At 61.2% G+C, this 24,482-nt stretch carries 18 protein-coding genes; 1 reads left to right on the top strand and 17 read right to left on the bottom strand.

Annotated features, from left to right (window positions below):
* Window positions 1-15: 15 nt before the first annotated feature.
* From AAEO81_RS21735 to AAEO81_RS21810, 16 genes are all read right to left on the bottom strand, one after another.
* Window positions 16-2,943 carry a TIGR00180 family glycosyltransferase gene (locus AAEO81_RS21735; protein ID WP_341958976.1) on the bottom strand — a complete coding sequence of 976 codons (2,928 nt, stop codon included), beginning with the start codon at window positions 2,941-2,943 and terminating at the stop codon, window positions 16-18.
* 51 nt (window positions 2,944-2,994) lie between these two features.
* A complete protein-coding gene (locus AAEO81_RS21740) occupies window positions 2,995-3,723 on the bottom strand; it encodes a cephalosporin hydroxylase family protein (protein ID WP_341958977.1) in 729 nt (242 codons plus the stop codon).
* Window positions 3,720-4,412, bottom strand: coding sequence for a NeuD/PglB/VioB family sugar acetyltransferase (locus AAEO81_RS21745; RefSeq protein ID WP_341958978.1), 693 nt, complete (start codon window positions 4,410-4,412; stop codon window positions 3,720-3,722). The genes AAEO81_RS21740 and AAEO81_RS21745 overlap by 4 nt, the downstream gene beginning before the upstream one ends.
* Window positions 4,409-5,530, bottom strand: a complete 1,122-nt coding sequence (locus AAEO81_RS21750; RefSeq protein WP_341958979.1) for a DegT/DnrJ/EryC1/StrS family aminotransferase — start codon at window positions 5,528-5,530, stop codon at window positions 4,409-4,411. The genes AAEO81_RS21745 and AAEO81_RS21750 overlap by 4 nt, the downstream gene beginning before the upstream one ends.
* Window positions 5,527-6,750, bottom strand: a complete 1,224-nt coding sequence (locus tag AAEO81_RS21755) for a class I SAM-dependent methyltransferase (RefSeq protein WP_341958980.1) — start codon at window positions 6,748-6,750, stop codon at window positions 5,527-5,529. Before AAEO81_RS21755 ends, AAEO81_RS21750 begins: the two co-directional genes overlap by 4 nt.
* Window positions 6,747-7,307 carry a dTDP-4-dehydrorhamnose 3,5-epimerase family protein gene (locus AAEO81_RS21760; RefSeq protein ID WP_341958981.1) on the bottom strand — a complete coding sequence of 187 codons (561 nt, stop codon included), beginning with the start codon at window positions 7,305-7,307 and terminating at the stop codon, window positions 6,747-6,749. Before AAEO81_RS21760 ends, AAEO81_RS21755 begins: the two co-directional genes overlap by 4 nt.
* Window positions 7,304-8,386, bottom strand: a complete 1,083-nt coding sequence (gene rfbG, locus AAEO81_RS21765; RefSeq protein ID WP_341958982.1) for a CDP-glucose 4,6-dehydratase — start codon at window positions 8,384-8,386, stop codon at window positions 7,304-7,306. The genes AAEO81_RS21760 and rfbG overlap by 4 nt, the downstream gene beginning before the upstream one ends.
* The gene (gene rfbF, locus AAEO81_RS21770) at window positions 8,368-9,141 is read right to left on the bottom strand and encodes a glucose-1-phosphate cytidylyltransferase (protein WP_341958983.1); all 774 of its coding nucleotides are present in this window, start codon (window positions 9,139-9,141) and stop codon (window positions 8,368-8,370) included. The genes rfbG and rfbF overlap by 19 nt, the downstream gene beginning before the upstream one ends.
* 497 nt (window positions 9,142-9,638) lie before the next feature.
* Window positions 9,639-13,238, bottom strand: a complete 3,600-nt coding sequence (locus tag AAEO81_RS21775) for a glycosyltransferase (RefSeq protein ID WP_341958984.1) — start codon at window positions 13,236-13,238, stop codon at window positions 9,639-9,641.
* Between the two features lie 119 nt (window positions 13,239-13,357).
* Window positions 13,358-14,971, bottom strand: coding sequence for a flagellar hook-associated protein 3 (locus AAEO81_RS21780; protein ID WP_341958986.1), 1,614 nt, complete (start codon window positions 14,969-14,971; stop codon window positions 13,358-13,360).
* Window positions 14,972-14,984: 13 nt separating this feature from the next.
* Window positions 14,985-17,060: a flagellar hook-associated protein FlgK gene (gene flgK / locus AAEO81_RS21785; protein ID WP_341958987.1), complete on the bottom strand. Its 2,076-nt coding sequence runs from the start codon at window positions 17,058-17,060 to the stop codon at window positions 14,985-14,987.
* 10 nt (window positions 17,061-17,070) lie between these two features.
* Window positions 17,071-18,330 (bottom strand): flagellar assembly peptidoglycan hydrolase FlgJ, encoded by a 1,260-nt coding sequence (flgJ, locus tag AAEO81_RS21790; protein WP_341958988.1) that lies wholly within the window; start codon window positions 18,328-18,330, stop codon window positions 17,071-17,073.
* 10 nt (window positions 18,331-18,340) lie between these two features.
* Window positions 18,341-19,453: a flagellar basal body P-ring protein FlgI gene (locus AAEO81_RS21795; RefSeq protein ID WP_166598026.1), complete on the bottom strand. Its 1,113-nt coding sequence runs from the start codon at window positions 19,451-19,453 to the stop codon at window positions 18,341-18,343.
* A 13-nt stretch (window positions 19,454-19,466) separates the two neighbouring features.
* The gene (gene flgH / locus AAEO81_RS21800; protein WP_166598027.1) at window positions 19,467-20,180 is read right to left on the bottom strand and encodes a flagellar basal body L-ring protein FlgH; all 714 of its coding nucleotides are present in this window, start codon (window positions 20,178-20,180) and stop codon (window positions 19,467-19,469) included.
* Window positions 20,181-20,289: 109 nt separating this feature from the next.
* The gene (flgG, locus tag AAEO81_RS21805) at window positions 20,290-21,078 is read right to left on the bottom strand and encodes a flagellar basal-body rod protein FlgG (RefSeq protein WP_166598028.1); all 789 of its coding nucleotides are present in this window, start codon (window positions 21,076-21,078) and stop codon (window positions 20,290-20,292) included.
* A 47-nt stretch (window positions 21,079-21,125) separates the two neighbouring features.
* Window positions 21,126-21,866 carry a flagellar basal body rod protein FlgF gene (locus AAEO81_RS21810; RefSeq protein ID WP_341958989.1) on the bottom strand — a complete coding sequence of 247 codons (741 nt, stop codon included), beginning with the start codon at window positions 21,864-21,866 and terminating at the stop codon, window positions 21,126-21,128.
* Between the two features lie 272 nt (window positions 21,867-22,138).
* Between AAEO81_RS21810 and AAEO81_RS21815 the strand changes: the two genes are divergently transcribed.
* Entirely contained in the window at window positions 22,139-22,318 is a 180-nt protein-coding gene (locus AAEO81_RS21815) for a hypothetical protein (RefSeq protein ID WP_341958990.1), read from the top strand.
* A 349-nt stretch (window positions 22,319-22,667) separates the two neighbouring features.
* On the opposite strand, the gene AAEO81_RS21820 is transcribed toward AAEO81_RS21815, so the two are convergent.
* On the bottom strand, window positions 22,668-24,479 hold the full coding sequence (locus AAEO81_RS21820) for a flagellar hook protein FlgE (protein WP_341958991.1): 1,812 nt from the start codon (window positions 24,477-24,479) through the stop codon (window positions 22,668-22,670).
* Between the last annotated feature and the right edge of the window lie 3 nt (window positions 24,480-24,482).

Consider the following 24,482-nt stretch of genomic DNA (forward strand, 5'->3'; position numbering starts at 1 on the left):
CCTTTACGTGATGCCCTAAGCGAGCAACTGCGCCCAATTCACCGGGGTCGGCGCTGCCAGGGTAAACCCTTTACCCGTCAGGGACAGGTTGCGGTTGTAGGCAAGGTCATGGGCGAACGAAGCGGCCCATTTGTCTTTGAGCGCCGCCAATGCGCCGGGCGCGTCAGGCACGGTGCCCGGATGAACGATCTGCACGTGAGGGGTCCACACGGTCAGGTAGCCCGCCTGGCCCACCTTCAGGCACAGGTCGACATCGGCAAAGCCTTGCGCGAACTGCGCTTCATCCAGACCACCGACGGCGTCAAACAGTTCTTTGCGCACCATCAGGCACGTCGCTGAAACGGCGCTGTAGTTCTGTTCTACCAGCAAGCGCTGCAAGTAGCCGTGGGCATTTTTCTCCTCGCCAACGAAGGGTGAACCCACGCCGCCGTTCATGCCCAGAATCAGTCCCGCCTGAGTCAGCTTGCCGGTGCTGTCGATCGATTTGGCGCCGACGATGCCCACCTCGGGCCGCAGGCCGCCGTTGAGCAACGTGCCCAGCCAGTTCGGGTTGACGATTTCAGCGTTGGCGGCCAGCAGCACCAGGTACTCGCCCTGGGCCTGACGGGCCGCCGCGTTGAGTTGCGCAGGCCCTGTGCGGTCACCATCGTCACGGATGACGCGCAGGCGGTTCGACGCTTTCTCGCGGCTGGCGAGCCAGTCCAGCATCGCGGCGCTGGTGCCTTGATGCACGGGCACCAACACTTCGTACGCGCTGTAGCGCGTGCGCTGCAGGATACTGGTGACCGAACGTTGCAAGGCGTCCAGGTCGTCAGCGCCATGCAGGATGATCGACACCTGCGGGCGTGCGCTGTGCTGATAATCGATCTGCAACGTGCCGGCCTCACCGAAGGTGACCAGCGCCTTGTAGCCGCGCGCGCCCAGATGACGGACCAGCGCCGTGCGCTCATGGGGGTTATCTGCCAGCTGCGGCGCGTCGCTGATCAGCAGCGGCTCGTCCAGATGGGCCAGACCGCCCAGGCCGCCCTGTTCGATGACTTTGAGCAGCAGGTCGAATTCCAGCGCGTTCTTGAAATCGGCGGAATAACCGCCCGCTTCGATGAACACCTCACGCCGGATCAGCCAGTGCCGGGCCATCCCGGTCGGCGACCCTTGCAGCAGGTCCAGGTTGACGCCCGGTCGGAACTGATGGATCAGCGCGCCGTTGGGCTGACGCAGGATTTCATCGGCGCACACCGCACGAATGCCGTCGGCGCCGAGCAATTCCAGGCCCGCCCGCAACAGGCCGGACGCGGTGAACTGATCGCCGACTTCAGCGAGCATGACCCAGTCGCTGGTCATCTGGCGCACGGCCTGATTGAGTTTGTCGACGTAGTTGCTGGCGCTGACCTTGACGAAATGCAGCGTGTTGCTGAAGGTCGTCGACGTTGGCGGCTCGGCGGTGGTGAACACGACCACGCGAAAGGCCTTGTTGTGCCCTTCGACCAGGCTGTCGAGCGTCACTTGCAGCTTGTCCATGTCGCTTTCCAGGTCCAGCAACAGCAGACCGAACACGGGCCCGCCATCTTTCTCGGCCAGGTACCGACCAATCGCCGACGCTTCAGCGGCGTCAGGGTTACGGGCTGGGAGCCAGTTCAGAAGCTTGCCCGAGGGCATCGCCTCAAGCCGGCGAAGGCTGTCGTAGTCAGGGGCTGCCGCGAGCCGTTCGGCCCAGGCGTTCATCAACGGTGCCTCCTCGGCGTCCTGCTCGGTCAGCAGTTGCGCCAGGCGCTTGACCACACGCCGGTTGAACGCGTTCAGGTCCATCGCGGCCCACAGGCGGTTGATCACGGTTTCCGGCACATCGTTGGCGTGGGTAGCCAACAGCGCTTCCTGACGCACCCAGATGCCTTCGAGTTCGGCCAGTTGCACATACCCGGCAGGCATGGCGTGCAACAGGAATTCCTGAGCCGTCAGCTGATCGAAAAAGGCCTGGTTGTAGAACGGCATTTCTACGTATTGATGCGGGCCGAACAGACGCGTTGGCTGGCCTTTGAAGTCGGTCCACGTGGAGTCAAATATGAGCTCGGCAGTCAGCGATTTGCGGGTGCGGAGGCATTCGGCAAACGCCTCAAAACTCTCCAGCGTGGCGTCCTTCACCTCTTGGGCACTGACACCGAACAACGGTGCAGCGACACCGCTCAGAAAACCTGCAAACGCATCACGCTCGGCAACCGTCGCGGCGTCCACACCGGCAAGCTTGGTATAGATCTCGGTGTTGTGCTCCGAGCCGCCGATGTTGATTTCGCGTACGACGTAGGGAATCGGCAACACTCGGGCCTTGGCTCGGGCCAGCAAATAGTAGACATGACCCACTTCCTGCCATTCGAAAGCCACCCCGGCCGGGAGCGTCTCGTACCAGTCGCGGAGCAACGAGGTGCGGGTCACGGCGTAGAACGGCGGCAGGTACTGACTCACGTAGTCATGGATACGCGTCAGACCCTGCTCACTGTCGTAGTCCTCTTGAACCTTCTTGTCCCGGCGCAGGTACCGAACCTTATTGCCATGGGAGGAATACATCAGGCAGTAGCCGTGGCAAATGCCGTAGTCCTGGTGATCCTGCAGAAACGCAACGCTGTCGTTGATCGCGGAGGGCAGGATGAAATCGTCGTCGGCGGCGAACAGCATGTACGGGGTGCTGACCAAATTGACCCCGTGGATCAGCTTGGATTGAATCCCCCAGTAGGCGTATTGCGGCAGGTGCAGGTAATCGACTTGCGGGAACTGCTCCTCAATGCCTTCTGCGGCGTCGGTCGAAGAGTCCAGGACCATGATGCGGCAAGGCAGCGTTGCGTAATACTGCAACGCCCTGCGCAAGAACGCAGGGCGATTGTGCGTAATCAGGACAAGGGTGAGTAACTCATGCATTTGCACAGAGGGGGTCATACGTTCATTACCTTTCATGCTGTTTCCTCACCCGCCCTGTTTATCTGCGGACGATGGGACTCGGTAGACTTAGCGAATTCGACGCAGATAACCGTCCGGCGCAACGGTGATCAATAACTTGCTGTGGATCGATGCGTCGATTTCGAAATCCGGATTTTCCTTGAGGTAAGCCCACACCGCCGTCTTCGGATTGTTGCCTACACCCCAAGGGCGATCAGGGAAAGCATCCTCCGCCATGTCCTCGACCACCGTGTCCATGACGACGCAATACCCGCCGACCGTGACGAGCGGTGCGTATGCTCGCAGTTCTTCAAGCACGTGGTCGTGAGTGTGGTTGGAATCCAGAACGACCAATACTTTCAAACCATCGACGCGCGTCTTGACCTGTTCCACCACATCAGCGGCGATACTCGACCCTTGAATCAGGTGAATGCGCTTACTCATCGGGTGAGCTTCGATGGCTTCGCGGTTGTGTTTGCGTATGTCGATGTCGATACCGATGACTTCGCCATGCCCCATCAACTCCAGGAGCGAAGCGTAATAAATGATCGAGCCGCCATGAGCCACGCCGGTTTCAATGATGACGTCAGGACGCAGCGACCAGATGATTTCCTGCATCGCAATCATGTCCTGGGGGAACTGAATAATGGGCCGCCCCATCCAGCTGAAGTTGTACGTGTATTTATGCGGTGCCGTTTCACCGACCCACCCCAGCGATTTTTTCTGAATATCCTGATCCTGTGTCAAACGCTCGATATTCTGGCGGACTTCTTCGCGAAACTGCTCATGAGGATTCATTGATGACTCCGACCTGTAGCCATGGATTGCAGAACCCGTCCATTGTCATAGACAGGCGACTGGGTTCTGATAATTCTTGCGGGACTTCCTACGACAACCGAGTAGTCCGGAACATCTTTGGTCACAACGGCTCCGGCACCGATGGTGACCCATTTGCCTATATTCACGCGCGGTAAAATCGTGGCATGCGTTCCGATGAACGTGCCGTCGCCGATCGTGCAACACCCCGAGACACTGACCCCGTGGGCGATGAATACCGAATCGCCGATGCGGGTCTCATGGCCGATCAGGCTGCCAATATGGATGCTGCTGTTGTCCCCGATACTGACTTCTGCCTGAAGGATGACGCCTTCTTGAATGTAGTTACCAAGCCCGATGTGAGTCATGGTAAGGTCCACGGAAGGATGGATGAAATTGCTCAGCACGCCTCCCTCACTCACGATGACGCGGGTCGTTTCATAACGGACTTGCGTGCTACCGGTGATCAGGTTGACGAAGGCTGCGCTCGGCCCTTTCAAGGTGGCGACCTTCTCCAGTCCACCCAACACCGGGAATCCATAGAAGGGCTTTTCGTGTTTGGTGGCGTCGTTATCCAACAGCGCGAATTCGATGTTCGCGGTGGATCGCTGAATGGCCCTGATCATCCGAATGGTTTCCGGATTGGCGGCACCTAAGAGGTAGACGATCATTGCAGCTCCTTGCATTTGAGGACGTGATGAATGACACCGATCACTCGCCCCTGATCCTCATCGGTCATGTCGTGATAGCTGGGCAGATTGATCGCGCGCTCACATAACGAAAAAGAGACCGGAGTGTCGACGTCGTGTGCCTGAAACATGGGCAAGGACGACAGCGGCCAAAAGAAGACCCGCGCATCGATCTCCTGCGCCTTGAACGCCTCGATCAGCGTGTCACGAGTGATCCCCAAGGCCTCATCGAGCACAACGGTGGGCATCCAGTAACCATTGCGCGAATGCGTCGGCTGAGGATTCATTGATACGCCGACGAGGCCGTGCAGCCCTTGAGCGTATCGATTAAAAATCGCGCGTTTGCGCTCGATCAACTCATCGATGCGTTCAACTTGAGCGCAACCTATGGCCGCTTGCAGGTTGCTCATCTTGTATTTGAAACCGATGAAATCCGGCCAGAACTGGCGCGTACTGCCCGCCACACGGCCGTGGTTCGAGAGCGTCAGGACGCGTTCGTACAGCGCACGGTCTGAGGTGACGAACATGCCGCCCTCGCCCGTTGTCATTGTCTTCGTGCCATGAAACGAAAACGCGCCGAAAGCCCCCATCGAACCGGCGGCCTTGCCTTGCCATTGCGAACCGATGGCTTCTGCAGCGTCTTCGATCACCGGAATGCCGAACTCGGCGCCGATGGCCAGCAACGCGTCCATATCGCACAGGTTGCCGTACAAATGCACCGCGAGAATGGCCTTCGTTTTGGGCGTAATGGCTGCCCGGACCTGCCGCGGGTCCAGGCACCAACTGTCTTCAAGCACGTCGACGAAAACAGGACGGGCCCCGAGGTAATCGATGGGCGCCGCCGAAGCAATCCAGTTGGTGTTACCCAGAATGACTTCATCGTCCGCGCCGACGCCCAGTGCCGCCATGCCCATGTGCAAGGCACCGGTACAACTGGAGGTGGCAATGGCGTACGTCGCGCCCAAATGTTCGGCAAATGTTTTTTCGAAGCGAGTGATGTACTCGTAGCAACGTTCTCCCCAGCCATGCGTCACGGCATCGAGCACGTATTGGGCTTCAAGTTCGCCCACACTGGGCTTGGTGTAATGAATTTTTTTCATCGTACGGTCAACTCCGGCACGGCCACGACGAAGCGACCGCCCCAACGGCTTATGACAGCATATTGCTCAGTGATTTCGTTGATCAGATTCCACGGCAGCACCAGCACGTAATCGGGCTGCTCTTCGATCAGGCGATCCGGTGACACCACCGGGATGCGGCTGCCCGGCAGGAATTTGCCCTGCTTGTGGGGGTTGGCGTCGGCGACCCAGGCGAGCAGGTCGGCCTTGACCCCGGCGTAGTTGAGCAAGGTGTTGCCCTTGGCCGCCGCGCCGTAGCCGACGACACGTTTGCCTTCAGCTTTCGCTTTGAGCAAAAAGTCCAGGAGCTGAAATTTGATGCGTTCGGCGGCAGGCGCCAGCGTGGCGTAGTAATCGCGCGTCTTGACGCCCGCGCTCAGCTCTTTTTCCAACTGCTGCGCAACGGCAGGCGTACGGGGTTGCGGGCCGTCGATACGCTGCACGAACACACGCAGCGAACCGCCGTGGGTCGGCAGCTCGGAGACGTCGAACACCTGAAGTCCATTGCGCGCACACAGGCCTTCAACAGAGGTCAGCGACAGGTACGAATAGTGTTCGTGGTACAGGGTGTCGAATTGACCGCCCGCCATCAGCGTCAGCAGTTGCGGGAATTCGAACGTGGCAACGCCCGACGGCTTGAGCAGGGTCGCGAAACCCGCGAGGAAATCGTTGATGTCCGGCACGTGGGCCAGCACGTTATTGGCGGCCATCAGGTCGGCCGCCCAGCCTTCGTCGCGCAACGCCGTGGCGCTGTCCTTGCCGAAAAACACCTCGCGAATCTCCAGCCCTTTTGCCCGCGCGGCCTCGGCGGTGCTGCGGGTCGGCTCGACACCCAGGCAGGCGATACCGCGCGCTTTGACGTACTGCAGCAGGTAGCCGTCGTTGGCGGCGATTTCCACCACGCGGCTGTCGGCGTTCAAACCGAAGCGCTCGACCATCTGCGCAACGTAGTGCTGTGCGTGGTTCAGCCAAGAACTGGAATACGAGCTGAAATAGGCATAGTCGGCGTCGAACAGGCTGTGCGCGCTGGTGTAATCGTTGGTCTGCACCAGCCAGCAGGCTTCGCAGACTTCCACCTTCAACGGCACCCACTGCTCGGCCTGGGTCAACTGCTCGGCACGCAGGTAGGCGTTGGACGGGGGCGACGTGCCCAGATCGATCAGTGGCAGGCTCAAATGAGCGCCGCAGCCACGGCAGTTCATACACGCACTCCGGCAAAGGATGGGGTCAGAAAAGAATGGGATTCGTCGCGGGCTGACAGATTCTTGACAGGCAACGGCCATTGGATAGCCAGCCGTGGGTCGTGCACCGACAACCCGGCTTCATGCTCGGGGGTGTAGTCGGCGCTGTGCAGATACAGCAGCTGCGCGTCATCGCTCAGCGCCTGAAAACCGTGGGCGAATCCGGCGGGAATCAGCAGGCTACGCCCGTCACCGGCCACCAGGTGTTCGGCGTGCCAGTGCAGGAAGGTGGCCGAGTCAGGGTTCAGGTCGACGGCCACGTCCCACACTTCACCGTGCAGGCAGGTGATCAGCTTGGCCTCCAACTGCGCAGCGGTCTGGTAATGGAGACCGCGCACGCTGCCCCGCTCCGCCGTGCAGGAATGGTTGATCTGACGAACGTGAAACGGACGGCCAAACGCACTCAGGCTGCCTTCGCAAAACAAACGACTGAACTGCCCACGGGCGTCGGCATGACGGCGATGCTCAAGGCTGAACAGGCCCGCCAGCGGCAACGGGACTAGCTGCATTTCGCTCACGCCGCCTCCGTGTACAACGCCAGCTGGCGTTGGGTGAAGTCGTGCATGTCGGCGCCGCGTTTCCAGGCCAGGTGCCAGTCCACGGTGTGCTTCAGACACTGTTCGAGGGACCAGCGGGGTTTCCACTGCAAGCGCTGCCGGGCGCGGGCGCTGTCCAGTCGCAGCAAACCGGCCTCATGCATGTCGCTCGGCTCGACGCGCAAGCCTGGCGCCTGCGGCCAGTGTCTGGCGAGGGTCGCGACCACATCGCCGACGGAACACATGTCGTCGTCGCTCGGTCCGAAATTCCAGGCACCGCCGTATTCCGGGCCGTGTTGATACAGCCGCTCAGCCAACATCAGATACCCCGCTAACGGCTCCAGCGCGTGTTGCCACGGGCGCACAGCGTGGGGGTAGCGCAGGGTCACGGGGTCGTGGGCCGACCAGGCTCTGAGCACGTCGGGGATCAGGCGCTCAGGGGCGAAATCGCCACCGCCCAGCACATTGCCCGCCCGCGCCGTCGCCAGCGCCAGACCGTGTTCGGCGTAATCTTCGGCGGGGAAGAACGACGCGGCGTAGGATTGCGCCAGCAGTTCGCAGCACGCCTTGCTGCTGCTGTAAGGGTCGTGACCGCCGAGGGGTTCGTTTTCTCGGTACGGCCACAGCCACTCCTGATTCGCGTACACCTTGTCGGTGGTGACCAGCACGCACGCGCGCACGCCGCCCATCTGGCGAATCGCGTCCAGCAAATTGAGCGTGCCCATGACGTTGGTGGAATAGGTGCCCAGCGGATCACGGTAGCCTTCACGCACCAACGGCTGCGCGGCCAGGTGCAGGACGATTTCCGGCTGGGTGCGAGCGATCAGATCGAGCAAAGCGCCCAGGTCGCGCAGGTCGCCGCGCTGGTCGCTCAGGCCTTGGTCGACACGGGCCAGTTCGAACAGGCTGGGCTCGGTGCCGGGGTCCAGCGCAAAGCCGGTCACCTGCGCGCCCATACGGGCGAGCCACAGCGACAGCCAACTGCCCTTGAACCCGGTGTGGCCGGTCAGCAGCACGCGCTTGCCTTGCCAGAAGCCGGGGTTCACGCCCAACTTCTCCACGGGGCCTCCCCGCGTTGCCACAGGTCTTCGAGGTAATTCTTGTCGCGCAAGGTGTCCATCGGGTGCCAGAAGCCATGGTGCACGAATGCCTTGAGCTCGCCCCCGGACGCCAGGCGCGTCAACGGTTCGGCTTCCCACGGCGTCATATCGTGTTCGATGTACGGAATGACCTTGGGCGACAGCACGAAGAAGCCGCCATTGATCCAGCCGCCGTCCCCCGGTGGTTTCTCGGTGAAACCTGTGACGCTGTCGCCCACGCAATTCAGCGCACCGTAGCGACCAGGGGGTTGCACGGCGGTGACCGTAGCCAGCTTGCCGTGCTGCAGATGGAAATCGACCAACGCGCCGATGTTCAGGTCGGAAACGCCGTCGCCATAGGTGAAACAGAACGCTTCGTCGTCTTCCACGTACTTTCGTACGCGCTTGAGGCGGCCACCGGTGAGGGTGTCTTCGCCGGTGTCGACCAGCGTCACGCGCCAGGGCTCGCTGTAGTTTTCGTGGACGTCCATGCGGTTATTGCGCATGTCGAAGGTCACGTCGGAGGTGTGCAGAAAGTAGTTGGCGAAGAAATCCTTGATCGCGTAACCCTTGTAGCCCAGGCAAATCACGAAGTCGTGGATACCGTGAGCGGAGTACTGCTTCATGATGTGCCAGAGAATTGGCTTTCCGCCGATCTCGATCATCGGTTTCGGCTTGAGATGGGATTCCTCGCTGATCCGAGTCCCCAGTCCACCCGCCAGAATAATTGCCTTCACCTGCCTACTCCTCCTGTCCCGACAGCGCGCCGCCGCGCTAGCGCGAAGGGTGTGCCCCGAACGTCAAACGACTGAACCGACCTTCGTGTTGATTCGCAAAAACGACACACGCAACGCACGATTTATGGCGATATCCAGAGGACTTGCACGAACCGCGCCAGTTTTTTAGGGGTGGAGAAACGCCAGGTTGGACGTGAATGCAGGTACCTTGTCGGCGGCGTCTTTCGAGATTTGGGTGTTGTGCTTTGGCAACGTCGGCGCGCGGCGATTCCGAGGCAACGCCAAACACGTTTGAGAGGGTTCCACTGTAGGAGCGAATTCATTCGCGAAAAACGGTTCAGGCGATGGAGATGTGTCGGCTGCACCGGCCCCTCGCGAATAAATTCGCTCCTACAGGGGTTGTGCGTTGGCAATGTCCTGGCTCGCCGCGATGCCTGTGGGACACCCGGAGGGACGACGGCAGCGAAGGGGGTGTCACAGGCGCTTTAGGGTGAACATTAATCCGCCAACCACCCATGCACCCAATGCTGCAGGTTGTCTTCGCGCAGCATGAAGTCGCGCTTGACCACTTCGCGCAGTGCATCGCCCTGGCGGTAGCTGGCGTCCGGGTCGGACAGGTGGCCGCGAATCGCGTCCAGCCATTCTTCGGTGCTGTTGGTCAAAATCCGGGTGCGTGGCAGGTAGCCCTGATACGCCGCCGTTTCCGTGCAGATGACCGGGTAGCCGCATGCGCCGTATTCCAGCAGGCGCAGGTTGCTCTTGCAGTCGTTGAAGATGTGCTTCTCCAGCGGCGCCAATGCCAGGTCCAGGTTCAGGCTGGCCAGTTTCGCCGGGTACATGTCCAGCGGGATGACCGGGTGAAACTCGTGAACGTAAGGCCGCAGCGCAGGCGGGCACATGCCGAAGAACACCCAGTCGACCTCATCCGCCAAGGTGCGCACCACCTCGGCGATGATCTCCAGGTCACCGGTGTGGCTGGTGCCTCCGCCCCAGCCCACGCGCGGTTTGCGGCTGGTGCGCCGCTGGCTGCGCAAACTGTCCCACAGGGCCGGGGTCAGCATGTTCGGCACCACGCGTATGTCGTGGTGCATCGACGATAGCGCGTCCGCCAGCGGTTGCGTGGACACCACGACCCGGTCGCACAAGGAAATACCCTGGCGCACCAGACGCTCCATCTCCTGCTTGTCCGGCATGCCCCGCACGTGTTCGTTTTTCTTCGGCACGTGGATCACGTAATCGTCGAGTTCGAAGATGCGTCGCGCGTTGGAGTAGGTTTTCAGTTCGGCGATCTCATCCACCCGTGACTGGCTGTAGCGGCCCTGCAGGACCATGATGTCCGGGGAATGACGCTCGACCTCGATCAGGTCGGGATGCGCGTAGCTGATCACCCCCGTCGCCCGGCCTGCCGACTCAAGGGCAATCAGAGGCTCGGTGACGCGGTAGTGACCGATGGCCGAGGCGTTGATCGGCAACGCCAGCACCTTCGGCAGGTGGGCGGCGGAGAAAGGCGTCCAGCCGCTGTTCAAGCCGGGGTCCAGGCCAAAGCTCGCGGCCCCCAGGCTCTTCAGCGACAGGTTCGGATTGTAGGCGGGATCACGAGCGACCCACGGCAGCCAGCGCAGGTAAAACCGCCGGTTTTCTTCATGCTGCCGCTTGGCCCGCTCGGCATCATGAGGGACGTCAGGCTGGGCGCCACGCGCCATCAGCGCTTGCGGTGTCCACACCACCAGATGACCGGACTCACGCACCCGAAGACAGAAATCCACATGACTCAGGCTGCACCCGAAGTCAGCCGCGTTCAGCCCCTCCAGCCCCTCGAACAGCGACCTGCGCACCATCAGGCAATCCGCGCCGACCGCACTCAAGTCATGCACCACTTGCAGACGCTGCATGTAGCCGCCCGCCTGCAGCGTCTCGCCGCGAAACGGCATGCCGGCCGGGCCGTGCAAACCGAGGATCATCCCGGCGTGCACCACACTGCCATCCGGACCGAACAGTTTCGGCCCCACCACGCCCACGTCGGGACGACGAGCCTGATCAAGCATTTCGTTGAGCCAGTTGCCGTGGGTCACCACCGAATACGGACTGAGCAGCAGCAGGTAGTCGCCCCGTGCATCCATGGCGGCAGCGTTGTACAGCGCTGCATGATCAGTGTCGCCCGCGAAGGTCAGCACTTGCAGGCGAGACGGGTCCAGCTGGCCCATTTCTCCCAGCCAGTCAAGGGTGTTGGACTGCACGCTGCCGTTGTCGAGGATGAGCAGTTCATAGCGGCCATACGCGGTCAGGTTCAGCAGGCTTTCCACACAGCGCTGCAACGGCGCGAGCTGATCCTTGATGACGATCATGATCGACACCAGCGGCTCGTCGTCATGCAGGTAGCGAATACGGTTGAGCAGCGGCAGGTTGACGTCCCGTTCGACGGTGCTGGCAATCGCGCAGCGTTGCAGATGGGCCTCGACCACGCCGAGGTTGTGTTCCCCCACCTCGGGCAGCGCCAGCCACCTGGACAGCGGGAAGCGGGACTCCACGGTCAGTTCACTCAGGTGCCCGATGGCATCGGCCCCGCCCTCCTCGACCAGGCGCCAGAGCAGGTCGTGGGGCGCCAGTTCGCCGAAGCGGGCATCCAGGCCGCCATGCTGGAGCAGCGCGTCGCGCTGAAACGCCAGGCACCGGCCCACATAGGGGTAACTGCGCAGCAGATCAAGGTTGAAAGCAGGCTTGAACACCGGCTCCGCCGACTCACCATCAATCAACGCGCCCTCATCGCAATAGAGACAGCGAAGGCGATCGTTCATGGCAATGCGCTCGGCCAGCATCAGCAATGCCGGCTTGACCAAACGGTCGCCCGCCCGCAGCAGGTAGACCCACTGCGCGCCGTCCAGTTGCGGCAACAGCGTGTTGAGCTGAGTCCAGGGATCATCCTGCAACGGCATCGTGAAGATGCGGCCCTCAAGCGACGAAGACGTGCAGTCCCTGGACAGCACCAGTGTCAGCTCCGGCGCATAAAGCTGTTCGTCCAGGCTCTCCAGGGTCGTGTCCAGGCTGGCGCGGCTGCCGGTGTCATCGAGGATCACCGGAACGATCTTCGGCCGCGACGGCCAATGCATCAGGAGGTTGGGCAGTTGCTGGCGCTGCACGTCCCGCAAGGTGCGGCAGGCGAGCCACTGCTCGTACAGTTCGGCGAAGCTTTCGCTACTGGTGCCCACCCGCAAACCCTGGGTGGTCTGCAGCGTGCCCAGTGAACGAGACAACGCGTGCTCCTGCCAATCGCGCTCGGCGCCCATGTCGTCGGTGAAGGGCATGTACCGCACCCAGCCTTTGCCCAGGTAGGGCTCACCGGTGCGGGCCTTGATCATCTCAAGCAGCCACGATTGCTCGGTTTCAATCGAAGACTGCATGGCCTGCTGGCGACTGAGGCGTTCCGCATGCAGGCGCTCGACGCCGAGCACGTTGTTCAGAACTGCCACGTTGCCGTGGTGCATCATGCAGACATACAGCGCCAGGTCCAGCAGCCCGGCGAAGCTTTGGCCCGGCACGGTCAGGCCTGGCAGATAATTCAACACGTCTTCGCGGCGGAACAGCGCACTGCTCAGGCCACCCAGGAAATTCAGCGGGTAGATTTCGACGATGTTCAGCAGGTCTTCGCCCTTGAAGATCGCGCTGGTGGGCGACAACGGGGAGTTCTCCAGACGCGACGGCAACTGGATGTCGTCGGCGTCCCAGAACAACCGTTGCGACAGCACCAGGCTCACGTCGGCATGCTTGACCAGTTGCTCGACCTGCATCCCCACCGATTGCGGGAATATCTGGTCGTCGTCGCACAGGAACTTGATGAATTCACCCTTGGCTTCGGCCAGGCACGCGTGCAGGTTGCCAATGAAGCCCAGGCGTTGGGGGTTGCGCACGTAGCGCGCCGACACGGCCGAATCCTGCGTCAGGGCGTCGAACACGGTGCGGATCTCGTCCCCCCGGGAATCGTCGCAGACAATGACTTCCACAGCGCCATAGTGCTGAATCAGCGCGCCCTGCAGCGCCCGCTGGAAGAAACGTGTGTGGTAGGCGGGAATGACGATGCTGACGAGAGGCGCTGAATTCACGGAAAAGACTCACAGGCGGCAAGCAGATTGGGTCTGTCCTGCTGAACCGCTGACAATAACGGTTGACGTCCTGCGCTGGCAGGGCCGATTGATCGTCGGCCCTGCCAGAGGTCAGGCGATTACAACTTGCTGAACAGGTTCAGCGAGGAAAGCTGGGTGAACACCAGTTGCGAGGCCTGCAACATGGTTTTTTGCAGGGTCAGCCGCGAAATGGCGTCGACCGGGTCGGAGGCCGTGATGGTCCCGGCTTCGGTGGTGCCGTTGTCCAGAAGGTTCTGGTTGGTGACGCCCTGGTTGGTCGCCGTGGCTGAGCGGGCACCGCCGTCGCTAATTGCATCGAGAATCTGATTCTGCTGGCTTTTCAGATTGCCGATGGTCGAGGTCAGCGTGGCTTGCAGCTTCTGAGTGGCCACTGGGTCGCCGTCCACCTTGCCATTGAGCGCCGTGATCACGCTCGACAGGGTGTTGAGGATGTTCTCGGTGTGCTGGGTCGACGAACTCGCAGTGAACTGATCGCCCGATGCCAATACAGGTGGGCTGCCACTGAAGGTAAACGTCACACCTGCCGCAACCGCCTGGTTGGCCACGGGCGTGCCGGTCAACGAGCCACCGGTGACCACTGGGTTGCTGGCCGGGTCATACGGCGCAGCGTACAAATCGAAGGTATTGGTGCCGGTGAATCGCAGAACGGCGCCACCGCTCGGGAACGTTTTGTCGAAGGTCGCCTGGTCGGTGACTTGCGACGAGGTAATGACCGCAGAGCCAGCCGAGTTGCCCGGCAGACGCGCCGTGCTTACGGTGCTCGGCGAGACCGCCAGCGTGAATGTGTGCGGCGCAGCGGTCATGGCTGCATCGGCGGCTGCCGAGTCGCCATATTGAGCATCACTCAGGTTGATGTTCAGGGTCAGTTCGAGACCACGGAAGCCTATCGTCTGGTTGGCGCCACTGGTGGTAGAGAACTTGCCCGCCGACGTGGCTTCGCCTGTCACGTCATTCAAGTTCTTGTCGAGGATCTTGTACTGCGAGCCATTGGTGAAGCTCACGGTATAAGGCTCACCGGCCGTGAATTTGCTGTTGTAGGTCGCATCGTTGGAAACACTACCACCGGACAACGAAATCATGCCGTCATCGGTCGCAGGGGACGTGAGCGTCGACGAGGTGCGCGTCGTGTTGATCGCCTGCTCGAACGCATCCCAGCCAGTAGTGTTGCTGGCCATGGAAATACCACTGCCAATGGCCAACTGATTGCGGGTCTGGTCGCCTTGATAGCTGTAGGTGCCATCAGGGTTGATCGCATACGGAGCCGTGGTGGATTTCGAGCCGGAGAACAGGTACGAGCCGTTGGCGTCCTTGCTGTTCATCAGGCCCAGAATCTGGCTCTGTAGGGACGTGAGTTCAGCGGCGTTGGCCTGACGGTCCTTGTCGGTGAAGGTGGAGCTGCCGGCCGAAAGCACCAATTCCTGGGCGCGCTGGATCGCCGAGTCGATTGACGTCAATGCCGTCTCGGTCTGGACCACACCGGTGTTGATGTTGTCGATGTTGGATTTGTACTGGTTCAGCATCGTGCCCATTTGCTGCAATTGCAGCACACGGGCCGCGCCCACCGGGTCATCGCCCGCGGTGTTGAGCTTGACCTGGCTGGCCACTTCGTCGCCGGTCTTGACGACGTTGGCGTAAGTACGCGAGTAGTTCGACGCGCTGGTTTCGTAAAACTGGGTCGTTGAGATACGCATGAATTACGACTCCTTAAAGACTGTTGATCAGCGTGCTGAAGATGGCTTGAGCCGCTTTGATGATCTGCGACGACGCGGTGTAGTACTGCTGGTACTTGACCAGGTTGGCCGCTTCTTCATCGAGGGACACGCCAGACACGCTGTCGCGAGCACTCTTGGCCTGGGTCAGCACGGCGGTGGTCGCCGTGGCGTCGTCCTTGGCCTGGCTGGCCTTGGAGCCAACGGCGGTGATCATGTTGCTGTTGGCGCCACTGATACTGGTGCCGGTGCCGTTGTCCGCACTGTTGCCAATGGTCTGCTTGGTTTGCAGGCCCAGGGTGGACTCGGCGTTACGGTTGTCCGAAGAGCCAGCGCCGGTCAGCGCGATGCTGTAAGTGTCCCCCGCGACTGGATGACCAGAGATGCTCATGTCGATCTCGTAAGACTGTCCGGTACCCGCAGTGTCAGTGAGCTTCAACTGAATAGAGTTGGTGGCTCCCGCAGTAATCGTACGCGTGACAGGATTTCCTGAACCGTCTGTGGCAATGATTTCATTGCCTTTTGCGTCAAATACTTGATACGACTGAGAGCCGTCCGCAGCCACAGCGCCCATCTTCAGACGGATTGGCATAGTCGCATTGATTGCGCTGCGCACATCCGCTGTAACCGGAGTCGATAGAGTGGGTTGAGTGAAGCTCCCCGTGCCGGTATTGCTCGCCCCTGCGGTACCCGTTAATGGCGCCGCAGCGGCAATACTTTTGGGATCGGTCATGACCGTCTTGATGCCCTCGGCACCGGTCCTGGTCGGGCTGACCTGGAAGCTGTCGCCCACCTTGAACGTGCCCGGCGGGACCGTGCCGTTGCTCGAATTATTGAACGACAGGGAAAAGCCCAATTTGTCGGTCAACGTGGCCGGCGCCGGATCGGCGATGTTGTAGGGACCAAGGCTGGAGCCGTCGGCCGCCCTCACGGTGTACGTCGAGGCAGCAGTGCCCGCTGCACCGGGACCAAAGGTCACCGAATAATTGCCGGTACTGAGCACACCCGTGTTGGTGATGTTAACGGCCAGAATGCCGGAGTTCTGGTCGTTATTTTTGTTACCAATCGAGCGCTGGATGGTCAGGCTCGGGTCATTAATGTCCTTGAACAGGTTGGCGCCGAACTGGCCGTTGGCGTCCACACCCTGATTCAGTTGCTGGTTGACCTGATCGGTCACCACCACGGCCATGCGACCCAGTTCGCTGGCCGCCGGTTGCAGCACGTCACTGCGATAGCGGAGCAAGCCACCGAGCGTACCGCCGCTCACGACGCTGGAGACGTCGACGTTGCTGTTCTGGTAGTTGAGCTTGAGCGCGAACGCGGTCGGATCGGTGTCGCTGGGCACCGCGCTCAGGGTGTTGGCCTGGGTACCGGTGACCAGAGGCTGACCGGTGCCGATGTAAACGTCGTAGTTGCCGTTGGTCTCGACGACCTTGGCGCCCACCAGACCGTTGAGCTGACGCACCGCTTCGTTACGGGCATCCAGCAGCGTGTTCGGCTGACCGCCCAAGGCTTGCGTCTGAGTGATCTGCTTGTTCATGTCGGCGATCGAGGCCGCCAGCGAGTTCACCTGACCGGCCACGGCGGACATCTGGGTATTGATGTTCGCGTTCTGGTCCTTCATCTGCGACGAGATCGAATTGAACTGCGCAGACAACGCCGAGGCGCTGGTCAGGAAATTGGTACGCGCCGCCGAGTCGGTCGGTTTGTTCGACAGCGCCTGCAGGTTATTAAAGAAGGTGCTCAACACCGAGCTGATGCCGGTGGAGCTGCTCGACAACAGCGAGTCCAGCTTGCTGGCCTGGCCAAGGTACGCCTGCGCATCGGAGTCGAGCGACGTACTGGTCTGCAATTGGGTGTCGAGGTAGCTGTTGTAGATCCGACGCACGTCGGACAGCGTGGTACCGGTGCCGATGAAACCGACCCCGATATTCTGCTGCGCGCTGGCCGTGGTCATCACTTGCTGGCGCGAATAGCCCAGCGTATCGACGTTGGCAGTGTTATTGCCGATGGTGGTCATCGCTGCACTGCTGGCGTTCAGCCCTGAAAGCCCGATTGAGATCAGTGACATGGTTCAAACCTTATAAAGTCGTGGAAGAGCCCGATGCGGCTGCGTAATTCTGGTAACTCTTCATCTGTTTCGCGATTTGAGAAATCTTGCTGGCGTAGCCCGGGTCCGTGGCGTAACCGGCCTTCTGCAGCTCTTTCACAAACTGTTCCGGGTTATCGGCCGATTTGAGCGTGGCTTGATAGCGATTGTTGTTCTGCAGGAAGCTCACCAGGTCGTGGAAGCTGTCTGCGTACGAATCGTAGGAACGGAAGTCCGCCGTTTCCTTGACCATCTTGCCGTCACGGAACTCGCTGGTGATGGCGCGGGCTTCAGGCCCTTGCCAACCGCTCTGCGCCTTGATGCCAAACAGGTTGTGACTGCTGCTGCCATCGGACTGGCGCATGATCGATTTGCCCCAGCCGGTTTCCAGCGCGGCCTGGGCCACCAGCACGGTCGGATCGACGCCAATGCGGGCGGCGGCGTCCTTGGCCAGGGGCAGCATGGTGTTGACGAAATCGTCGGCGTTGGCGAACGCGGCCTTGGCCGGTGCCAGCGGGGTCTGCACCCGGCTGCGGACGTAGGCGTCGGATTGAGCGGTGTATTCCGGGCCGATGGTCCAGTCGCCATTGCTGCCAGCCTTTTTGGCGGCGGCGACGGCATTGGACACGGCAATTCGGTTTTTCAGGGTGGTCGCGCTGGCGGCGGCATCCTGGGTCCCGGCGGTGTTCGGGACGATGCCCGCCAGAATCCGATCGGACAGTTTGCTCGGCAAGGCCAGACGACGAGAATTCAGCGCGGCCACGTCATTGTGCGGCGTGCCATCGGCAGACGTGTCTGCCTTGGCCACCGAGCGAGTCGCCCACAGCGGGCGCTGGGCAATGTGGGTCGCCAGGCCGGTCTGCGCAGGCGCCGCGTCTGTCTTGGCGGCGGTCGCGTCGGTGCCTGCAGGCGGCACGGTGCCGGACTTGATTTTCGACAGCTGACGCATCAGCACGTCTTGCAGACCGATACCGCCGCCCTCCCGAGACATGCTCACGGCCAACTGCTGGTCGTACATGTCCTGGTACTGCCGCGTCGCCGCGGTGTTCATCGGGTTGTCCTTGGCCAACACTTCGTTGGCCGAACGCATGGCTTTGAGCATCTGGCTGACGAACAGCGACTCGAACTCCTGCGCCACCTTCTTGAGGTTCGCTTCGCTGTCACGGTCGCCGTGCTTCATGGCGGTCAGACGATTGAGGTCGGTGTACGCCCCGGAATCGACATTGCTCGTACCGCCGGTGGGAATACTCATGCCTGCTCCCTTAAATCACGATCAGGTCGGCTTGCAGAGCGCCAGCCTGTTTCAGGGCTTCGAGAATCGCCATCAAGTCGCCGGGGGCCGCGCCCACTTGGTTGACCGCGCGTACGATCTCGTCAAGCGTGGTGCCAGGACCAAACTTGAACATCGGGTGTAGCTCTTGCTGGGCATTGATCTTGGAGCGCGGCACCACAGCGGTCTGGCCGTTGGAGAACGCACCCGGCTGACTGACCACCGGGTCTTCGGTGATGGTCACGGTCAGGCTGCCGTGGGTCACGGCGGCAGGCGACACTTTCACGTTCTGGCCGATGACGATGGTGCCGGTTCGCGAGTTGATGATGACTTTGGCCGAGGTCTGGCCCGGATCGATTTCCAGGTTTTCCAGCACCGACAGGTAATCGACGCGCTGGTTGGGGTCCAGCGGCGCCGTAACGCGCACGGAACCGCCGTCCACGGCCTGAGCGACGCCTGGGCCGAGCATGTCGTTGATCTTGTCGACGATGCGCTTGGCCGTGGTGAAGTCGTTGCGGTTCAGGTTCAGGGTCAGCGAATTGCCCTGATTGAAACCGCTCGGCACCGCACGTTCCACCGACGCACCGCCAGGAATACGACCCGAGGACGGAACGTTGACGGTGATCTTCGAACCGTCGCGGCCTTCGGCGTCAAAACCGCCCACCACCAGGTTGCCTTGGGCGATGCCATACACGTTGCCGTCGATACCCTTGAGCGGGGTCATCAACAGGCTGCCGCCACGCAGGCTTTTCGAGTTACCGATAGAGGACACGGTGATGTCGATTTGCTGCCCGGGCTTGGCAAACGGCGGCAGGTCGGCATACACCGCCACGGCCGCGACGTTTTTGAGCTGCACGGTGCCTGATCCCGGCGGCACCTTGATGCCGAACTGGGACAGCATGTTGTTGAAGGTCTGCAAGGTGAACGGCGTCTGGGTGGTCTGGTCACCCGTACCGTTCAACCCCACCACCAGGCCGTAACCGATCAATTGGTTGGTCCGCACGCCAGAAATGCTGGCGATGTCCTTCAGACGCTCGGCCTGTACTGCACCCACCGCCGTGACGGAGAGTAACGCGGCCGCTATCAGTTGCTTGAACGTGATCATGGCTATCCCGCTATCAGAAAGGGAACAACGGGCTGAGGAAGAATCGGTCGAACCAGCCTGGCTGACTGGAATCGGCGAACGCACCTGTACCGGCATATGTGATCCGTGCATCGGCCACGCGAGTGGACGAAACGGTGTTGTCAGTGGCGATGTCGTCGGCGCGAATCAGCCCAGCAATGCGCACCAGCTCGTCACCGGTGTTGAGCGTCATCCACTTCTCGCCGCGCACCGACAGGATGCCATTGGGCAGCACGTCGGCCACGGTCACGGTAATCGAACCGGTCAGGCTGTTGCTCTGTGCGGCCTTGCCGTCGCCCTTGGTGGCACGGTCACCTTCATAACCGGCGTCCAGGCTGAGGCTGCCCCCACCCACCGGGTTGTTGGTGCTGACACCGGCGCCAAACAGGGAGGTCAGGCCCAGGCTGGTCTTGCTGGTCTTGCTGATGCCGGAACTGGCCGCCTTGCTGGCTGCCGTGCGCTCGGACAGGGTGATGGTGATGATGTCACCGACCCGGTAAGCCTTGCGGTCGCCGTACATGTTTTGCTCGAAACCGGCCTGGTAGATCGAGCCGTTGTTCGCCGCCGAAGGCAGCGGCGTTCGTGGCAACACCGGCGCGTAGTAAGGGTCATTGGGTTTGGCCGAAGGCGCAACGCAACCGGTCAACAGCGCGATACCGCAAAGCGGTGCTGCCAACAGGGAAAGCCGCAATACAAAAAGCCGTTTCATGACACTTAAAACCTCGCGGTGTAGCAGGCGTTTTTCAGGCGCCCCATCGGATTGATCAGGTGTTTCGTCGCAGGACATCAGGTGGTTCAGATTCCGTTCAAAAAGCCCATTACAGGTTCTGCGTCACGTACTGCAGCATCGAGTCGGCGGTCGAGATCACTTTGGAGTTCATCTCGTAGGCGCGCTGAGTGGTGATCATGTTCACCAGCTCTTCAACGGTGCTGACGTTGGAGTTTTCCAGGGTGTTCTGCTTGACCACGCCCAGACCGTTCAGGCCTGGCGTACCGACTTGTGGCGCGCCGCTGGAAGCGGTTTCCAGGTACAGGTTGCCGCCCTGGGACTGCAAGCCTGCCGGGTTGATGAAGTCGGCGGTCTGGATGTTGCCGATGATCTGCGGCGTCGCCGTGTTGGCCGAGGTCGTGATCGACACGGTGCCATCTTCGCCGACGGTGAAGGTCTGCGAATCCTGTGGAACGACGATCGCAGGCTCCAGGGCATAGCCGTTAGAGGTCACGATCTGGCCGTTCTGGTCCAGATGGAAAGTACCGTCGCGGGTGTACGCCACGGTGCCGTCGGGCTGGCGAATCTGGAAGAAACCACGGCCATTGACCGCCATGTCCAGCGGCTGGTCAGTGGTTTGCAAGCTACCGGCGGTGAAATTCTTCTGCGTGCCGACGATGCGCACACCCGTACCCAATTGCAGGCCCGATGGCAGTTCGCTGTCCTGAGTGGACTGCGCGCCTGGCTGACGCTTGATCTGATACAGCAGGTCCTGGAATTCGGCGCGATCACTTTTGAAGCCCGTGGTCGAGACGTTGGCCAGGTTGTTCGAAATGGTCGTCAGGTTGGTGTCCTGGGCGGCCAGACCGGTTTTCGCTACGTAGAGTGCCGGAAGCATTCGTTTATCTCCTCAAGCGCCTGATTGTCGGCGCAAGCTGTCAGTCATTAGCCCATCTGCAAGACGCGAGCCATCGACTCGTCGTCCTGCTCGGCGGTCTTCATCATTTTGACGTGCAGTTCGAACTGACGGGACAGCGCCAGGACCGAGGTCATTTCCTCGACGGCGTTGACGTTGCTCGACTGCAGAAATCCGGATTCCACTTGCACATCGGCATCGACCTGCGCCGGTTTGCCGTCTTTGGTGTGCATCAGGCCATCGGGGCCTTTTTCCATGTTGGCCAGGTCCGGCTTCACCAGCTTGATGCGGTCGATCTGCGCCATGACTTGCGGGCTTTCACCCAGCGAGCGGACGCTGATCGTGCCGTCGGCGCCAATTTCGATCTGTTGCTGAGGCGGCACGGCAATCGGCCCGCTGTTGCCCATGACCGGCAAACCATTGCCATCACGCAGCACGCCGAGGGCGTCGATGTTCATGCTGGAGGTGCGGGTGTAGGCTTCGCCGCCGTCGGCGGTCTGAACAGCCATCCATCCATTGCCTTTGACGGCAACGTCGAGTTCGCGACCGGTGTCGATCATCGAACCCTGACTGAAGTCGGTGCCCGGACGTTCGCTCATGGCATAGGCGCGCGACGGGTTCACCTCGCCAAACACCGGCATCGAGCGCGCCTGTTCGAGGTCGCGCTGAAACCCGTTGGTCGAGACGTTCGCCAGGTTGTTGGCATGGGCCTTTTGCGCGATGGCGTTTTCAGACGCTCCGCTCATGGCCACGTAAAGCAACTTGTCCACAGTCTTCCTCCTCCGACAGACGCTTGCCGCCTGTAGCTGTACTGATGAGGTCATAGCAATAATCGAACCAGTTTTTCAGGCGTGATACAAAGTGCTGATTCACCAATGGTTATTGGCCGCGAGCGGACTTTGGCCAAGGCTCAGATTTTCACCGCGACGGTGGACCGCCACTTTCGACGCAAACCTGCCCGGATGCCGCCAAAAAAATTTCGCGACCGGAGCGATAATTGCAGCGACTTGCCCCATCGGCCTTTTGCCCACAGGAATCTGTCATGCGCCTGCGCTTCGCCCTCCTCCTCACCCTCACCTGCCTTTCGGCCGCGGCCCTTGCGGCCCCGGCGTCTTATTACTGGTGGCAGGGGAAACACACGACGATCTGCGCCCAGACCAGCCCCGGCAAGGGCTGGGTCCGGATCAGTGGCGCGTTTGTGAAGGCGGATTGTTCGATTTGATAAGGGGGTTTGATTCGGGTGGAAGCCGGTAAGAGCCACCGGAGTGGCATGGTCGAAGTTGTCGATTGCAGGCAGCAGCAATAGCAAATCTGGTACATGCGGTGTGTCAGGAGGGTCGCGGTTCACAGGTGTTGCTGCCGCTGCGCGCCAGATCGCGAGCAAGCTTGCTCCTACGCCTTCGGCAGAAGCGTGATAGCAGGGCGATCACCGCATTCGATTCTGGCCTCAGGGCGGTCATGCCGGAATGATGCGTTTGAAATTGTTGGATCTGGCAGCAGACCGTTGGAATGCCGGGGTGGCGCTCCCTCGGCCGGCGGCCAGCCCGATCACGATTCGCTTTAGAGATAAATCACGTCGCCCTGATCAACGTCTGCATCAATTCTGCCTCGGTGGACAGGGTCTTGGAGTTGGCTTGATACGCCGTCTGCGCCTGAATCAATTCCACGAGTTGATCGGTGAGATTGACGTTTGATCCTTCCAGCGACTGATTGACGATGCCCCCCAGATTCCCCGCGCCCGGCGCGTCGTAATTGGCGACGCCGGACGCATGGCTTTCCGTCCATCGCGTGTTGCTGATCGGGGTCAGGCCTTGAACGTTCGCGAAGCTGGCGAGCATCACCTGACCGATCTTGCGGTGTTGGCCGTTGCTGAAATTCATGCTGATGACCCCGCTCTTGTCGACGGACAGTTGGTTCGCCTCTCCCGCCGCATAACCGTTCACCACCAGATTGGCGCTGGCCGACGCGGTCTGATGCTGGGTCAGTTTGCCCAGGTCGATCACGATGCCACTTGCATCGGCCGTCGCCCCGTTTGCGCCCCAGCGCCCTCCCGGCTTGCCGGCATCCAGCGGCCTGCCGGGCACCCAGCCGCTGAGCGTCAGTTTATGGTCGGCGACCGTCAGGCCATTTCCGGCTACCAGCGAACGCATCTCACCGTTACTGCCGAACAGCACGCTGGCCGTCAGGGGATCGGTGCGTGCCGGGTCCTGCGGATTGCGACCATCGATGAGGAGGTGGGTTTTCCAGCTGTTGTTGCCGTCCTTGACGAAGTATTGAGTCAGGAGGTGCTGATTGCCGAGGCTGTCGAAAATGCCCGCCGTCCAGGCCTTGTTGTAGGTCGTGGGGTCCGCAGGGTCGAACGTCGGCACCGGACGCGCCATCGCCCCATCGGCCGGGTTGAGCATCGGGCCAGTGGCGTCCGTCAGCGGCAAGGCGACCGGCCCGCCGCTGGCTGCCTGACTCGCCACCCAACTGCCGTTGACCTGAATTGCCGGCCGCCAGCCCTGCAGCGACAACTCGGTGTCGCTGGTCACGCTCACCGCCGCGCTGGTGCCGGTCATCGACAGTCGGCCGAGGGACGATTGATGCAACCCCACCTCCAGCGGCGCGAAGCTGGACGGGTCCAGAGGATTCACACCATCGATGAGCACATACGAGGTCCAGGTGTTGTCGTCGAGCTTCACGAAATACTGGTTGAGCGCATGGTCCTGCGGCGGGATCGCTGGCTGCGCGTGGGTAATGATGAGGTCGTTGCCATTCGCGTCCTTGCCCTTCACCTCCTTGATCTCAGGCACGCCAGCATCCTGAATCGTTTGCGTGGTCATGCGCGTGTAGGTCGTCGGATCATTGGCGTCGAACGTGCGGATCGCGGCCAGGGACGCTTCGGCAGCGTCCAGATTCAACGTGCGCTCAATGCGGCTCGTCGCCTTGGGGGCAATGCTGCCGCCCTCGATTCTCAGATCGCTGCGCACACCGCTGATGACGGTGCCATCGGCGTTCACCGCATACCCCTGCAAGCGGCTGCCATGGGCATCGATGACGTAGTTTTCGGCATCGGCATGGAAGGCGCCGGAGCGGGTGTAGCTGACGGCGCCGTTGTCGCTCATGACGAAAAAGCCCTTGCCTTGGATGCGCATGTCCAGCGGCTTGCCTGTGCCAGAAAGCGCGCCGCCTTCGGCGAAGTCCTGACTGACGTTGGCCAACTGCACACCGTCGCCGACCGCGGTACGGCTGCCGCCAAATGCAGAGGATGAGTAGAGGGCGGAAAATTCCGCTCGGGATGATTTGAAGCCAGTGGTGCCGACGTTGGCGATGTTGTTGCCGGCGACTTCCATTCGTTTGTGCGCGGCGTTCAATCCGGAGATCGCGATGTTGAATGACATGAA

This window comes from Pseudomonas sp. RC10, from assembly GCF_038397775.1.
In the GTDB taxonomy this organism is placed as follows: domain Bacteria; phylum Pseudomonadota; class Gammaproteobacteria; order Pseudomonadales; family Pseudomonadaceae; genus Aquipseudomonas; species Aquipseudomonas bambusae.